Raw genomic sequence first — 15434 nt, 5'->3', positions numbered from 1 at the left:
GGGGCGGCGCCGCGAGGAGCCACAGATGCCTGGATACCCCACGAGAACGTTCCCCCGTCGCGGCCTCGTGCTGGCCGCACCCTTGATGGCGGTCGCGATGGCGGCCGCGTGCAGTGCGCCCGGTGCCGAGGAGTCCCCGTCGGACCAGGCCAGCGCCGCGGTCAGCACCGACCTCGGCAGCGCGCCGATCACCTTGGAGATGTACGCCGAGACCGGCTTCCCGCTCGCCAAGGCACTGGCCGACGAGTTCACCAAGCAGCACCCGCAGGTGACGTTCAACGTGCGCGAGGACCAGTTCACGGTCATCGTGGAAAACGCGCCGCGAGTGCTCGCCTCGGACAACGCGCCGGACATCATCCGGCTGCCCACGATGGTCGACCTGGTCAAGGACGGCCTGCTGAAAAACCTCGACCCCTACTTCACCGCGTACGGGTGGGACAAGTTTCCCGCCTCCCAGCTGGTGCAGCTGCGCGTCGCCGAGGGCGGCCGGCCGCGCGGCAGCGGCTCGCTGTACGCGATGGGTCTGGGCTACAGCGTCACCGGCGTCTTCTACAACAAGCAGCTGGCGCGGAAGGTGGGCATGACCCAGCCGCCGGCGACCGTCGCGGACTTCGAAGCGTTGCTGGCCAAGGCGAAGGCCGCCAACGTGCAACCCATCATGCAGTTCAACAAGAACACCGCCGGCATCAACTTCCCGCACCAGGCGCTCCAGAACCAGTTCGGCGACCCCGCCCAGATCGCGGACTGGATCTTCCAGAAGCCGGGCGCCACGTTCGACACACCGGCCGCGCTCAAGGCCACCCAGACGATCCAGAAGTGGGCACAGGCCGGCTACTTCCCCAAGGACGCCAACGCGATCGACTACACCGCGATGATGGGCCAGTTCCAGAAGGGCGGCGGCCTGTTCATGTTCAACGGCGACTGGGAGTCGGCCAACCTGGACAAGAGCATGCCGGGCAACGTCGGCTTCTTCCTCTTCCCCGGCGAGGCCGCCGGCGCCAAGCACGTGGCGATGTCCGCGCCCAACACGTTCGGCGTCGGCGCCAAGGCCAAGCACCCGGACGCGGCCGCGTTCTTCCTCAACTGGGTGCACACCAACGACAAGGCCCGCGAGATCACGGTGAAGGTCGGCGGCTCCAGCCCCGGCGGCCCGTCCGACCTGACCGTGCCGCCGGCCGCCGACGGCACCGTGCTGGCCGAGACGCTCAAGGCGTCGCAGCAGCTCGGCGCGGAAAACGGCGCGGTCGACTTCACCGCCAACGCCACCGGCGCCATCTTCGCCTCCGCCATCACACCGGAGATGCAGAAGCTCGTCGCCGGGCAGCAGACCCCCGAGGGGTACGTGAAGGCAGTACAGACCGAGTACGAGAAGGAACTGTCCCAGTGACCGCACCCGCTGTGCGGGCCCACCGACGCCGGTGGGCCCGCACGGCCCGGTGGAGCGGCTGGCTCTACGTGCTGCCCGCCCTGCTCGTGTACGCCGTCTTCGTGCTGCGCCCGCTCGTGCTGACGTTCCAGTACTCGCTCTACCACTGGAACGGCATCGGCGTGGCCCGCTGGGCCGGCCTGTCCAACTACACCACGGTCTTCACCGACCGCGACCTCCTGAAGATCATCGGGAACGCGTTCATCCTGATCATCTTCTTCAGCCTCATCCCGGTCGGCCTCGGCCTGCTGGTCGCCACACTGGTCCGGCGGATCACCAGCGGCCCGTTCGGCACGGCGGTGCGCACCATCCTCTTCCTGCCCCAGGTCATCCCGCTGGTCGCGGCCGGCATCGCGTGGAGCTGGCTGCTGTCCACCACCGGGCTGGTCAACCAGGTGCTCCGCGGGGTCGGCCTCGGCGGGCTGACCCGGGCCTGGCTCGGCGAGTTCGACACCGCCCTGCCGTCCGTCGGCGTCATCGGCGCCTGGGTCCTGTTAGGACTGTGCACGATCCTGCTCGTCACCGGCATGAGCAAGATCGACCCCGCGCTGTACGAGGCGGCCCGCATCGACGGCGCCGGCCCGATCCGCGAGTTTCTCGCCGTCACCCTGCCCAGCCTCCGCCAGGAGATCGGCGTCTGCCTCACCGTCACCGTCATCGCCGCGCTGGCCAGCTTCGACATCGTCTACATCTCCACCGGCGGCGGCCCCGGTCTACAGACCACCGTGCCCGGCCTGGAGATCTACCGCCTGGCCTTCGCCCAGCGCCAGGTCGGCCTCGCCTCGGCGCTCGCGGTGGTGCTGATGGCGCTGGTGCTCGTGTGCGTCCTGCCGATCCAGCGGCTCACCAGAGAGGACAAGGGATGAACCTCAGCCGGCGCGAACAGCTCACCGGGCGACTGTTTCTCGTCGCGCTCGTGCTGGTCACCCTGCTGCCGTTCGTCAGCATGCTGTCGGCCGCGCTACAGCCGCGCGGCACGGTGCCCACCGGCCTGACCTGGCCATCAGATCCACAGTGGAGCAACTTCGCCGACGCGTTCACCGTCGCCAACATGTCCGCGCTGCTCCGCTCCAGCCTGCTCATCGTCGCCGGCGTGGTACCCGTCTCCGTGCTCATCGCGACGATGGCCGGCTTCGGCCTCGGCCACCTGCGCGTGCCCGGCGGCCGGTTCGCCTTCGGCCTGCTGCTGCTCGGCCTCACCCTCCCGTTCGAGGCGGTGATCACGCCGCTCTACTACCAGGTGCGCGACTTCGGCCTGCTCAACACCCGGTGGGCGATCATCCTACCGCTGATCGGCCTCTACATGCCCTTCGCCGTCTTCTGGATGCGCGCCCACTTCGTCAACGTGCCGCAAGAGCTCGCCGACGCCGCCCGCGTCGACGGCAGCACCACCTGGCAACTCTTCTGGCGCGTACAGGTGCCCCTCGCCCGACCCGCGATCGCCTCGCTGACGATCCTGCTGTTTCTGTGGACCTGGAACCAGTTCCTGCTCGCCATCGTGCTCGTCGACGACCCCACCAAACGCACCATGGCCGGCGCGCTTGGCGCCTTCCAAGGACAGTGGGGCACCGACCAGGTCCTGCTCTGCGCCGGCTCGCTGCTCATCCTGACGCCGACGCTCATCGTGTTCCTCATCTTCCAGCGCCAGTTCATCAAGGCCCTGCTCCAGGGCTCACTCAAGGGCTGAGCCCGACTCACCCGCCCTGACGCCGAACGCCTGAATACAAAGACGCGAGCTACCGCGATGTCCGCGGTGGTCCAGACCGCTGCTCCCGCGGCCTCACCCGTCCGCCGTTGGTCGCGGTCACCCTTTGCCTCCGGCGGATGCGCGGCTCGCGCCACGCGGTGCGACGGTGTTTGTCCACAATGCCTGTTGCCAAACAGCCGGCGGGAGATCGAAAGGGCGGCTCGACTTTCGGAGTCGCTTCTCCGCTCGTTTCGGGTTTGTTTGTGGTTGCGGTTAGGGCGCCTCCGGCGGGCCTCGGACTCCGGCCCCTTTTCTCTGATCGTCACCCTGCGCTGGGCGTGGCGGCCCCGGCGCTGGTCTGCTTCCCTGGCGGGTGGACGACGGCATACGGCACGGCTCGGGTTTCGCGCGCTGGCTGCGGCTTGGGGGGTGGCTGGCCATGGTGGTCATGATCGGCGGATCACCGGCCCACCTTCCCAATGTTTGGGGAGGTGGCTCAGCATGTGGGCAGCGTCATGATCGTTCGCCCGAAATGGGCGTGACACGCCGAAGAGCACGCCCTTATCGGGCTAACGATCACCGCGCGGTGGACGCCGGGGCTTGCGGGGCATTGTTGGCCGGGCCTCAAGCCCGGTGAGCATGCTGACGCTGTCGCAGATGGTGGGCCGGGGTCGCCTTGTGGATCGTGGTCATCTGGACCCCCTCCAGGGGGTCTAAACGACCACGATCACAAGGATCTCGCCCGGCCTTGTCGCCGCTCAAGGCCTCGCGGGCACGAGAAGACCTTGCGGTTGCCTCGGCGGCGGCGTTCCTCGCTTTCGGACGATGTGACGGTTGCCGGGGGAGTGGCCCGGCGCGGTGCTTTCGCCGTGGGTCGAGGAGACCGTGACCAGCGGCGGACGGGTGAGGCCGCGGGAGCAACGGCAGGGACCACGACGGGCGTCGCGGTAGCTCGGAATCTATTGGGGTTTGGGGGTTGGGGGCTAGCCGTGGTGGGCGGCGTCGAACCAGTTCAGGGTGCGGCGCCAGGCCTCGGTCGCGGCGTGTGGGTTGAAGCGGGCGCCGGTGTCGTTGAAGAAGGCGTGGTCGGCCTCGGTGAACGTGAGCAGCTCGTACTTGCGGCCGGCCGCTTCGAGTGCCGCCTTGGCGGTGGGCAACGTGGCGTTGACGCGTGCGTCGAGGCCGCCGTAGACGCCCAGGACCGCGGCGCGGGAGCCGGTGAGGTCGCCGCCCTCGGGAAATGGTCCGTAGAAGGGGGCCGCGGCGGCGAGGCGCGGCTCGCTGGAGGCGAGCAGGCGCCACACCATGGCGCCGCCGAAGCAGAACCCGATCGCGGCGAGCCTCCGGCTGCGGACCCGGCGGTCGAGCTCGGTCACGCTGGCCTTCATGTCGGCGACGAAGCGTTCCGGTGGGATCTGTGCCAGCGCCGCCGCCACCTCGGCCTCGCCGGGGAACGCACCCGTGCCGCCCTCCTCGGAGAGCAGGTCCAGCGCCAGCGCGGAGTAGCCGCTGGCGGCGAGCCGGCCGGCGACCGTGCGGATGTGTTCGGTCAGGCCGCGGTTTTCGTGGATGACGAGCACGCCGCCGCGCGGGCGGGTGGCGGGTGCCCAGGCGGCCATCAGCGGGCCGCGGGGTCCGGCGAAGGTGATCGATTCGCGGGCGACGGGCGCCCAGGTCGTTTCCGACGCGCCGCCGCGCCGGCTGTCGTGACCGGCCGGGGTGGCGGCCGCCGCCTCGCCCGCCGCGAACGTGGCCAGGAGCCCGGTCGCGGCCGCCCCCGTCACTCCGAGCAAACCCAGGCGGCGTAACGCCTCGCGGCGCGAGATGATGCCGTCGGCCAGGTCCTCGGCGACTTCTTCGGCGAGGTATCGCTGAATCTCGGTCATGACCCCTCCCAGGACGTCGAGAGCGGCACCGGTCGGCGACCGGCTGCCGCGGTCTGCCAAAGGATGAGCATAGACGAGTATCGAACTCAATCCGGCCAGGTCGCGCGGATGACCTCGCGCATGACCTCGGCGTCGGGCATGCCCAGGCGGGTGTAGGTGGCCAGGGCCTGCTCGTAGTGCGCGCGGGCGGTGCCGTGCGCGCCGAGGGTGTGGTGCGCGCGGCCGAGGCCGGCGTGGGCGCGGGCCAGCTGGTCACCGGCGCTGAGCTGGGTGGCGAGGCTCAGCGCGGCGGTGTGATGGGTGAGGGCGTCGGCGGCGCGGCCGGCGGTGTGGCTCGCCTCGCCGAGCCCGTTGAGCACCCACGCCTCACCGCCCCGCTCGCCGATGTCGCGGACGATGGCGAGGGCCCGCTGGAAGTATCCGATCGCCTCCTCGGGCTGGCCGAGGCGGGTGTGGACGATGCCGAGGTTGTCCAGCGCGCTCGCTTCGCCGTCCCGGTGGCCCAGCGCCCGAAACTGGGCCAGGGCCTGCTGGTGGTGCGCGGCGGCCGGCCGGTGCTCGCCCAGCTGCTGCTCGACGAGGCCGAGGTTGTTGAGCGTGTGCGCCTCGCCGTCCTGGTCGCCGGTCTGCCGGTACAAGGTCAGGGCCTGCCGGTGGTGGTCGGCCGCCAGCCCGTAGTCGCCGAGCCGCCGCCGCAGGAGGCCGAGGTTGTTCAGCGCGTTGGCCTGGCCGTGCTCGTCCCCGGTCTGCCGAAACAGGGCGAGGGCCTGCTCGTGGTGGTCGGCGGCCGGCACGTACTGGCCGAGGCGCCGCTCGACGATGCCGATGCCGTTCAGCGCGCGGGCCTGGCCGTGCCGGTCGCCGGCCAGCCGAAACGCGGCCAGCGCCTGCTCGTAGTGCGCGATCGCCGGACCGTAGTGGCCCAACCGCCGGTGTGCGGTGCCGACGCCGAGCAGCGCGTGGGCCTCACCGGCGGCGTCGCCGGCGCTCCGCGCGGCCTGGCGGGCGTGTGCGTGGATGGCCAGCGCCTCGGTATGGTGGCCGCTGTCGAGGTAGCTGAACAGGGTCGCGGCCAGCCGGGTCGCGTGGGTGGTCCAGCCGTGGGCGGCGGCGTGTGCGGCGACCGCGACGAGGTTGGGCAGCTCGGTGTCCAGCCAGGTGCGGGCGGTGTCCGGGTCGGCGAGGGACGGGACGGGTGTCGCCGCCGCCGGGATGCGCGGCCGGTAGTGCGCCTCGGCCGGGTACAGCGGGCGCATCGCCGCCGCGGCGGTGGCGAGGTAGTAGTCGAACAGCCGGCCCAGCGCCGCCCGGGGATCGTCGGCGAGGCCGGTGGCGTAGGCGCGCAGCAGGTCGTGCATGCCGCACCGGCCGGGTCCGGTCGGGTGTACCAGGTGGGCGCGGGCGAGCACGCCCTGGACGCGGCGCGCGTGGTCGAGGTCGGTGCCGGCCAGCGCGGCCCCCGCGTACGCGTCGAAGTCGCCGCCGGGATGCAGCCCGAGCAGGGCGAACGCGGCGGCGGCGTCCGGCGGCAGGTGCCGGACCGACCAGGAGAACACCGCGGTCACCGCGGCGCGCGGGTCACCGCCCGCGTTGAGCAGGTGGAGCCGCTGCTGCCGGTCGGCGAGCTCGGCCACCAGCTCGGACAGCGCGGCGGTGGGACGGGAGACGGCCATCTCGGCGGCCACCCGCAGGGCGAGCGGCAGCCGGGCGCACTGCTCGATCAGGGTGGCCGCGGCTCCGGCTTCGGTGTCCACCCGCGTGCCGATGAGCCGGCGTAGCAGCGCGATGGCGTCGCCGGTGGGGAGCGGGTCGAGGCTGATGCGGTGGGCGCCGTGTACGGCGACGAGCCCGGCGAGGGAGTCGCGGCTGGTCACCAGCACCGCGCACGTGGGCGTACCGGGCAAAAGCGGACGCACCTGCTCCACGGTGGCGGCGTTGTCGAGCACGATCAGCATCCGCCGGCCGGCGATCCGCGTGCGGTAGATGGCGGCCCGCTCGTCTACCTCCAGCGGGATGTCGGCGCCGGCGACGCCCAGGGCGCCCAGGAACCTGGCCAGCGCATCTTCAGGGCTCACCGGCTGGTCGGGGTCGTAGCCGCGCAGGTTCAGGTAGAGCTGGCCGTCCGGAAAGCGGCCGGCCGACCGGTGGGCGCAGCGGACCGCGAGGGCGGTCTTGCCCACGCCCGGTGTGCCGGACACCGCCGTGATCACCACCGCGGTGGGCTCGAGGTCGCCGGCCAGGAGCGCGTCGACCTGGGCCACCTCGTCACCGCGCCCGGTGAACGCCGGCACGTCCGCGGGAAGTTGGGTCGGCACCGCCCGGGGCGGCGCCGGGATCGGGGGCGGCGGCTGGTGCGGTTCGCCGCGAAGGATCGACCGGTGCGTGGCTTGCAGCTCCTGGCCCGGGTCGACGCCGAGCTGCTCCCGCAGGCGTTCGCGGATCGTGGTGTAGTGCTGAAGTGCGTCGGCGGCGCGCCCGGCGCCGGCCAGCGCCCGCATCAGCGCCGCGGCCAGCGGCTCGACGAGCGGATGGTCGCCGGCCAGCTCGGTCAACGGGCCGATGACGGCGCCGGGGTTGCCGAGCGACAGCTCGGCCCGCGCCCACGCGAGCACCGCGTCCAGGTGCTGCTGCCGCCACGCGTCGCGGGTGCGCGCCGCCCACTGGCCGGGCACGTCCGCCAGCGGGTCGCCGCGCCACAGCGCGCGGGCCCGCCGGAGCATCTCGACCCGGTCCTGGCTGGGACAGTCGGTGCCGCGGGCCGAGGCGACCAGGGCGAGAAACCGGTGGACGTCCACCCGCAGCGGGTCGACGTCCAGCACGTACCCGCCGGAGCGGTGCACGATCGGCGCCAAGGTCTCGTCGCCGTCGCGCAGGACCGCGCGCAGCCGGGTGATCAGCACGTGGAGGGTGTGGCGGGCGCCGCGCGGCGCCTCGTCCCACACCCGGTCGATCAGCGCCGGCACGGTGACCAGCCGCCCGGCGTCCGCCGCCAACGCCGCGAGCAGCCGCCGCTGCTGAGGTGGGCCGGGTGGGAGGAGCCGTGCCTCGGTGTACACCTCCACCGGCCCCAGCAACCGGATCTCCACCGACTGGCCCCTCCGTCGATCGGCCGTTAAGAATATGTTGAGTATCCGGCCTAGCCCTCCACCGCACGCTGCTGGTGTCGATGAGTCGACAAGCGTGCGCACCGGCCGGAGTACGGGGGCCGGCCGGCGCGGCGCCTCACGCGATCCACCGGAGGAGACCGACATGGGTAAGACGCGCCGATTTCTCGTCGCCACCGCCGCGGCCGTGCTGGCGGCGGCCCTGTGGCCGGCGGCGCCGGCCGCCGCGGATCCATCCTGCCCATACCGCCACCACTGTGGATTCATCCTGGGGATCGGCAGCGACGCGTACCCGTTCTTCAACAGCGACCCGGACTTCCGGGACAACTACTTCCCCAGCGGCGTGACGGTGGACAACAACATCCAGTCCGCCAGCAACTCCACCAGCGGCAACTACCGCAGCGTCTACTACAAGGGCTACAACTACTCCAACTACAACTTCTGCGTCAACCCGGGCGGCCGCGTCGAGTCGTGGGAGCTCACCAACAACGGCGTGCGCGGAGACTACGTCGGGCAGGCCGACGAGTCCGGTTCGCTGCTCATGGTCGTCGGGGCGCAGGCGGCATGCTTCTCCTAAGGCGGTCGTCGTTCCGGGCGGTCGGCGTGCTCGCGCTGGTGGTGGCGGTCGCCGCCGTCGCCGTGCCGAGCACGCCACCGGCCGGCCGGCAGCACCGGCCACCGCCGATCAACGTCATCTACGAAGCCACCCCCGCGACGCACCGGATCGCGCTGGCCGAGCACCGCGTCACCGCCGGCTGCATGGCAAGACGGGGGTACGAGTACCGGGCCGCGCCGCCGACCGCCGAGCAGACGGCCGTGGTGCCCACCCCGTTCGGCTACGAAGCGCTCCCGGCGGCCGTGGCGGCGCCGGCGACGCCCGCGGGCGAGCCAGGCCCGGAGGATCCGGGGTACGGGCGCGCGCTCCACGGCGACCCCGCGAAGCGGCTGGTCGTGGAGGCTGGCGGCATGCGCGTCTCCGGACCCGGCGACGGATGCATCGCCGAGGCCAAGCGCCGGCTGCTCGGGGACCGGCGCGCGCGGTGGATGCGGGCGCAGATCCAGCTCTTCCAGATCCAGGAACGCGCGCTGCGGAGCCTGCCGGACGACGCACGCTTCCGGGCCGCGACCGACCGGTGGCGCGCGTGCGTGCACGAGCACGGTTTCACCTGGGCCAACCCGCTGGAGGTGCAGCGGGACCTGCCGGCCGACGCCGATCCGCCCACCGACCCGCGCATCCGGGCCGACCTGGAGTGCAAAGAGGACCCCGGCTACCTCGCCGACGCGTACGCCAGCCTGGCCGACGCCCAGCGACGCGAGCTCGGACCCGAACCGACCGCGCTGAGCGAGTGGCAGGGCCTGCTGCGCGGTCAGGACGCGGCAGCCGCCGCCGTGCTGGACGACCTCGGCTGAGCGGTCAGCCCGCGCAGCGGTCCCGGTGTCCACCAGTTCCATCCGCCGAGCAGGCTCATCAAGGCCGGCATGAGCAGGCCGCGTACGACCGTCACGTCCAGCAGCAGCGCCACCGCCATCCCGAAGCCGATTTCCTTCAAGGCGACCAGGTCACCCAGGAGGAACCCGAGGAACACCACCGAGATGCACAGCGCGGCGGCGGTGACGACCGGGCCGGACTTGGTGATTCCGGCGAGGACGGCCCGGTCGTTCGCCGCCGGGTCGGCGGTGCGGTCCCACTCCTCTTTGATCCGGGCGAGCAGGAAGACCTCGTAGTCCATCGACAGCCCGAAGACGAAGACGAACAGGAGCACCGGTGTGGTGAGGTCGATCGCGCCCCAGGACTCGAAGCCGAGCAGCGGCGCGCCCCACCCCCACTGGAACACCACCACCAGCACTCCCAGCGTCGCGAGCAACGTCAGGGCGTTCATCAGCAACGCCTTCACCGGCGCCACGAGCGAGCCGGTGAGCGCGAACAACAGCACCGCGCTGGACAGCAGCAACGTCAGCACGACAAGCGGCAGCCGCCGCGCCAGCGAGCCCTGGTAGTCGACGAGCTCCGCCGCGGGGCCGCCGACGAGCACCGGAAACGGTGACTCCAGGGCCCGGATCCGCCGCACCACATCGCGTGAGGCCGGCCCGGCGGTCCCGCCCGCCGCGGTCACGTCTATCACGGCGGCCGGCCCGGTGACGTCCGGCCGCGGCTGCATGCGCACGACGCCGGGCAGGGCGTTGAGTTGGTTCATCAGGTCGCGGACCGCGGCGGACGCCGGGTCGGCCTCGACGACCACGACCACCGGTGCCGCGCGTCCGGCGTCGAAGTCGCGCAGCACCGTCTCATGTAGACGGCGGGCTTCGGCCGAGGCGGGCAGCGCACGGGCGTCGGAGTTCTCCAGGTTCGCCGCGAAGACGAACGGCAGGGCGAGCACCAGCAGCCCGGCGGCCACCGCGAGCGCGACCGGACCCGGGCGGCTCTGGGCGTACGCCGCGAGTCTGGGCAGGAGCGCGGATCGGCGCGGCCGGGTCGCGGGGCGGATGCGGGCGTGCCCGACGGCGATCAGCGCGGGCACCAACGTGAGGCCGGCCGCCGTGGCCAGCAGCACGACGACCGCACCGCCGAGCGCCATCGCCGCCAGCAGTGGCCCGGCGAACACGGACAAGGTGAGCATCGGCGCGGCGACCGCGAGACCGGCGACCAGCACAGTGCGGCCCGCGGTCGCGGTCGTCCGGGCGACGAGGTCCGCCGGCGCCGCCTCCGGGTCCGCGTCGCGCTCCTCCCGAAACCGGGCGACCATGAGCAGCGCGTAGTCCACGGCGAGGCCGATCCCGAGCAGCGTGACCACGTTCGCGGTGAACTCGCTGACCTCGGTGAGCGCGGTCAGCCCGAGCAGGCCGAGCAGCGCCACGGAGACCGCGCCGATCGCCGCGGCGAGCGGGATGGCGCCCGCGACGAAACCGCCCAGAATCACCATGAGCACGACGAGGAGCACGGCGATCGCGACGGTCTCGCCGACCGCGGCGTCGCGGATCGCCTGGTCGGCGAACGCGCGCTCGGCGATGGTCTCCCCGCCGACGAGCACCTCCGGAGCGTCGATCCGGTGAAGTGCCGCCGAGACGTCCTCCTCCACCTGGACCCGGCGCTGCTCGGTCAGTCCTTCGTCGAGCTCGACGCGGACCAGCGAACTGCGGTTGTCGGCGCCGATCCGACCGCCGCCGCTGTAGAGGTCGGCGACCTCCTTGACCCCCTCCATCGCCCGGATCTCGGCGGCCGCCTTGGCCACGCTGTCGACGAGCGGCTGCTCGTAGAGGTCCCGGCCGCCGACGACCGCGACCACGATCGGGCCCTCGGGGAGCAGCTCGCTGACCCGCCGCTCAGCTCGTACGGACTCGGCGTCATGGCGTAGCTCGTCGACGCTGTCGAGCCGGTCGAAGACCTGCCCGCCGAGCGCGAGGCCGGCGACGGCGAGCACGAGCCAGGTGCCGAGCACCGGCCAGCGCCAGCGGGCGGTGGCTCGGCCAAGGGCTGCGAACACGCGGGCGACCTCCAAAGCGCGGTGTACTCCAAAAGGCGAACACAAGCATCTCCGCCCAGCTCACGCCACCCGGCCGTTCGGCCCCTTCCGGCTGTCCTGGTGGCGGTCGCGGGGCCGACCGCGCTCGGCGGATGCCAGTCGGTACGGCGATGTTGGTACGTCGCGTCCGGCCATACGCTCTGGCCCTGACTTCGCTCTGCGATGACGCCGGCGCCGTGTGCGACGTGCGTCTCTCTGTCATGTGTGGAAAGGGCCGAGATGGCACTGAAAACGCGTCTTCTGCGGGGAGCGATGGCCGCCGCCTTGGTCGGCAGCGTCGTGCTGCCGTTGAGCGTGGCACCGGCCGGCGCGGCCGCGGTGCCCACCGGCTTCCAGGAGCAGATTGTCTTCAGTGGACTCAGCCAGCCCACCAACATAGAGTTCGCGCCCGACGGCCGGGTCTTCGTCGCCGAGAAGGGCGGCGCCATCAAGGTTTTCGACAACCTGGCCGACCCCACGCCCACGCTCTTCGCCAACCTCGCCCCGGTCGTGCACAACCTCGCCGACCGTGGCCTCCTCGGGCTCGCCCTGGCCCCCGGCTTTCCGACCAACCCGTCGGTGTACGTGCTCTACACGTACGACGCGCCGCCCGGGCAGACCGCGCCGTTCTGGAACGACAACTGCAACTCGGTCGGTGGCGACAACGGCGGACGGTGCGTGGTCACCGGGCGGCTGTCGAAGCTTCAGGCCGCCGGCAACGTGATGACCGGCACCGAGCAGGTCCTGATCCACGACTGGTGCCAGCAGTACCCCAGCCACTCCGTCGGCGATCTGCACTTCGGTGCCGACGGCATGCTCTACGCCACCAGCGGCGACGGCGCGAGCTTCGTCTCCGTCGACTACGGCCAGCTCGGCAACCCGGCCAACCCGTGCGCCGACCCGCCGGGCGGCACGATGACCCCGCCCGGCGCCGAGGGCGGCGCGCTGCGCTCACAAGACGTCCGCACCACCGGCGACCCGACCGGCCTCGACGGCACGGTGCTGCGGCTGGATCCGGCGACCGGGGCGGCGGCCGGCGGCAACCCGCTGATCGGCTCGGCCGACCTCAACGCCCGGCGGATCGTCGCGCAGGGTCTGCGCAACCCGTTCCGTTTCACCATCCGGCCCGGCACCAACGAGGTGTGGACCGGCGACGTGGGGTGGAACAACTGGGAGGAAGTCAACCGGGTGACCAACCCGACCGCGGCGGTCACCAACTTCGGCTGGCCGTGCTACGAGGGCGGCGGTCGGATGGGCAGCTACGACAGCGCCAACCTCAACCTGTGCGAGAGTCTCTACGGCGCGGGCCAGACCGCGCCGCACTTCGCCTACTCACACAGCGCCAAGGTCGTCGCCGGTGAGGCCTGCCCGTCGGGCGGCTCCGCCGTGTCCGGTGCGGCGTTCTACCCGACCAGCGGCGGCCCGTACCCCGCCCAGTACCAGGGTGCGCTGTTCTTCGCCGACTACGCCCGCAACTGCATCTGGGCGATGAAGCCGGCCACGGCGGGCGGCCTGCCCAGTGCGGCAAACATCGAAACCTTCGCCTCCGGCGCGGCGAACCCGGTGGACCTCGCGGTCGGGCCGGGCGACGAGCTCTACTACGCCGACCTCGGCGGCGGCACCGTGCGGCGGATCCGGTACTTCCCCGGCAACCAGCCGCCGACCGCGGTCGTCAACGCGCAACCCACGACCGGTACGCCGCCGCTGACCGTAGCTTTCGACGGCACGGCGTCGACCGATCCCGACCTCGCCGACGCGGGGCGACTCACCTACCAGTGGGACTTCACGAACGACGGCACCGTCGACTCGACGGCGGCGACCGCGACGTTCACGTACCCCACGGCCGGCACGTACACCGCCAAGCTGACGGTGACCGACACGCTGGGGGTCGCCGACAGCGAGACGGTGACGATCAGTCCGGGCAACAACGGACCGACCGCCGTCATCGACACGCCAGCCGCGTCGCTGACCTGGAGCGCGGGGGAGCAGGTCAGCTTCACCGGCCACGCCACCGACCCGCAGCAGGGTGCCCTGCCGGCTTCGGCGCTGACCTGGCAGCTCCGGCTCCAACACTGCTACACGGCCGACAACTGCCACACCCACGTCATACAGGACTGGGCGGGGGTGGCGAGCGGGTCGTTCATCGCTCCGGACCACGAATACCCGGCCTATCTGGAGCTCGTCCTGACGGCCGCCGACAGCGACGGCCTCACCCACACCGTCGTACGGCGCCTCGATCCCAAGACCGTCGCGCTGACCTTCGCCAGCAACCCGAGCGGCCGTACGCTCAGCGTCGGCTCGGTGACCCGGACCGCACCGTTCACCGTGACCGCCATCCAGGGCTCGACCACGACGGTGAGCGCGCCGACGCCGCAGACCGGCGGCGCCGCGTCGTACACCTTCGACAGCTGGTCGGACGGCGGCGCGCAGACACATCTGATCACCGCGCCGGCGGCACCCACCACGTACACCGCGACGTACGACGCCGTGACGGCGCCGGTCCTCGGCCATGACCAGGTCGGCACGCTGCTCGACTCGGGCGACATGAACTTCATGAACGGCTCGCGCTTCGTCACCGGGGCGGCATCGCACGCCGTAACGTCGATGTCCGTCTACATGAAGACGGTGCGGCCGGCGCCGAGCAACCAGTACCAGCTGGCGATCTACACCGACGTCAACGGTTCGCCGGGTGCGCTCGTCGCGTCGACCACGTCCGGTTCGCTGACCGCGAACTCGTGGAACTCCCGGCCGATCACGGCGACGTTGGCGGCGAACACGGCTTACTGGTTGATGTACAACACCAACGGCGACAACAACGTCAGCTACGACACGGCCGCGGCCGGGTCAGGCGCCTGGAGCAACAACTCCCAGACGTTCGGCACCTGGCCGAGCACCTTCGGCGCGTCGACGAAGAGCAACTTCAAAATCTCCATCTACGCCACGGGCGGCAGCGACACCGACCCGCCCACGGTCGCGTCCACCGTCCCCACACCGGGCGCCACCAACGTGTCGACGACCGCGCCGGCCCGCGTGACGTTCAGCGAGGCGATGGACCCGGCCCGCATCAACACCACGAACATCGAGCTGCGCACCGCCGGGGGCAGCCTCGTCAACCGCACGGTCACCTACGACGCGGCCACAGCCTCGGCGGTGGTCACTCCCGCGGCCGCGCTGGCCCTCGGAGCGACATACACCGTCACCGTCAAGGGCGGAAGCTCAGGCGTCGTGGACGCCGTCGGAAACCCGCTCGCCGCCGACCACCAGTTCTCCTTCACCACGAGCAGCCAGCCACCGCCCACCATCTTCGGATACCAGCAGATCGGCGCCCTGCTCGACTCGGGCGACATGAACTTCATGAACGGCTCGCGCTTCGTCACCGGGGCGGCACCGCACACCGTAACGTCGATGTCCGTCTACATGAAGACGGTGCGGCCGGCGCCGAACAACCAGTACCAGCTGGCCGTCTACACCGACGTCAACGGTTCGCCGGGTGCGCTCGTCGCGTCGACCACGTCCGGTTCGCTGACCGCCAACTCGTGGAACTCCCGGCCGATCACGGCGACGTTGGCGGCGAACACGGCTTACTGGTTGATGTACAACACCAACGGCGACAACAACGTCAGCTACGACACGGCCGCGGCCGGGTCAGGCGCCTGGAGCAACAACTCCCAGACGTTCGGCACCTGGCCCAGCACGTTCGGCCCGTCGACGAAGAGCAACTTCAAAATCTCCATCTACGCGAACTGACGCCGTCCGGACCGCTGCTCCCGCAGGAGACCGCCGCGGCCGGCTGCTCGCAGCGCTCGCCAAAACCCCCGGCCGTCCACTGCC

At 71.6% G+C, this 15434-nt stretch carries 9 protein-coding genes; 6 read left to right on the top strand and 3 right to left on the bottom strand.

The genetic code is table 11. The features are described from left to right. Nucleotides 1-25 precede the first annotated feature (25 nt). Genes ACTMTJ_RS15230 through ACTMTJ_RS15220 form a run of 3 tightly spaced genes read left to right on the top strand, consistent with a single transcriptional unit; the run spans nucleotide 26 to nucleotide 3113 of the window. Nucleotides 26-1387 (top strand): ABC transporter substrate-binding protein, encoded by a 1362-nt coding sequence (locus ACTMTJ_RS15230; protein WP_441217043.1) that lies wholly within the window; start codon nucleotides 26-28, stop codon nucleotides 1385-1387. Next, nucleotides 1384-2292, top strand: coding sequence for a carbohydrate ABC transporter permease (locus ACTMTJ_RS15225; RefSeq protein WP_441217042.1), 909 nt, complete (start codon nucleotides 1384-1386; stop codon nucleotides 2290-2292). The genes ACTMTJ_RS15230 and ACTMTJ_RS15225 overlap by 4 nt, the downstream gene beginning before the upstream one ends. Next, nucleotides 2289-3113, top strand: a complete 825-nt coding sequence (locus ACTMTJ_RS15220) for a carbohydrate ABC transporter permease (protein WP_441217041.1) — start codon at nucleotides 2289-2291, stop codon at nucleotides 3111-3113. Before ACTMTJ_RS15225 ends, ACTMTJ_RS15220 begins: the two co-directional genes overlap by 4 nt. 983 nt (nucleotides 3114-4096) lie before the next feature. Here the strand turns inward: ACTMTJ_RS15220 and ACTMTJ_RS15215 are convergent. Further along, the gene (locus ACTMTJ_RS15215) at nucleotides 4097-4999 is read right to left on the bottom strand and encodes a dienelactone hydrolase family protein (RefSeq protein WP_441217040.1); all 903 of its coding nucleotides are present in this window, start codon (nucleotides 4997-4999) and stop codon (nucleotides 4097-4099) included. 86 nt (nucleotides 5000-5085) lie between these two features. Beyond that, nucleotides 5086-8085 carry a tetratricopeptide repeat protein gene (locus ACTMTJ_RS15210; RefSeq protein ID WP_441217039.1) on the bottom strand — a complete coding sequence of 1000 codons (3000 nt, stop codon included), beginning with the start codon at nucleotides 8083-8085 and terminating at the stop codon, nucleotides 5086-5088. Between the two features lie 163 nt (nucleotides 8086-8248). On the opposite strand from ACTMTJ_RS15210, the gene ACTMTJ_RS15205 reads away from it, so the two are divergent. Beyond that, entirely contained in the window at nucleotides 8249-8680 is a 432-nt protein-coding gene (locus tag ACTMTJ_RS15205; protein ID WP_441217038.1) for a hypothetical protein, read from the top strand. Then, nucleotides 8668-9513 (top strand): hypothetical protein, encoded by an 846-nt coding sequence (locus ACTMTJ_RS15200; RefSeq protein WP_441217037.1) that lies wholly within the window; start codon nucleotides 8668-8670, stop codon nucleotides 9511-9513. The genes ACTMTJ_RS15205 and ACTMTJ_RS15200 overlap by 13 nt, the downstream gene beginning before the upstream one ends. Here ACTMTJ_RS15200 and ACTMTJ_RS15195 read toward each other — a convergent pair. Continuing rightward, nucleotides 9471-11585: an MMPL family transporter gene (locus ACTMTJ_RS15195; protein ID WP_441217036.1), complete on the bottom strand. Its 2115-nt coding sequence runs from the start codon at nucleotides 11583-11585 to the stop codon at nucleotides 9471-9473. The genes ACTMTJ_RS15200 and ACTMTJ_RS15195 overlap by 43 nt on opposite strands. A gap of 291 nt (nucleotides 11586-11876) precedes the next feature. Between ACTMTJ_RS15195 and ACTMTJ_RS15190 the strand changes: the two genes are divergently transcribed. Next, nucleotides 11877-15350: a PQQ-dependent sugar dehydrogenase gene (locus ACTMTJ_RS15190; RefSeq protein WP_441217035.1), complete on the top strand. Its 3474-nt coding sequence runs from the start codon at nucleotides 11877-11879 to the stop codon at nucleotides 15348-15350. Nucleotides 15351-15434: the final 84 nt, after the last annotated feature.

This window comes from Phytohabitans sp. LJ34, assembly GCF_052068095.1.
In the GTDB taxonomy this organism is placed as follows: Bacteria; Actinomycetota; Actinomycetes; order Mycobacteriales; family Micromonosporaceae; genus Phytohabitans.
Note: the sequence above shows the minus strand (reverse complement) of the source record. Positions and strands in the feature narration are given on the sequence as shown.

Excerpts from the sequence above, each read along its gene's own strand:
- ACTMTJ_RS15200 (WP_441217037.1), top strand. The coding sequence starts at position 8,668 with ATGCTTCTCCTAAGGCGGTCGTCGTTCCGGGCGGTCGGCGTGCTCGCG.
- ACTMTJ_RS15190 (WP_441217035.1), top strand. The coding sequence starts at position 11,877 with ATGGCCGCCGCCTTGGTCGGCAGCGTCGTGCTGCCGTTGAGCGTGGCA.
- ACTMTJ_RS15230 (WP_441217043.1), top strand. The coding sequence starts at position 26 with ATGCCTGGATACCCCACGAGAACGTTCCCCCGTCGCGGCCTCGTGCTG.
- ACTMTJ_RS15205 (WP_441217038.1), top strand. The coding sequence starts at position 8,249 with ATGGGTAAGACGCGCCGATTTCTCGTCGCCACCGCCGCGGCCGTGCTG.
- ACTMTJ_RS15220 (WP_441217041.1), top strand. The coding sequence starts at position 2,289 with ATGAACCTCAGCCGGCGCGAACAGCTCACCGGGCGACTGTTTCTCGTC.
- ACTMTJ_RS15215 (WP_441217040.1), bottom strand. The coding sequence starts at position 4,999 with ATGACCGAGATTCAGCGATACCTCGCCGAAGAAGTCGCCGAGGACCTG.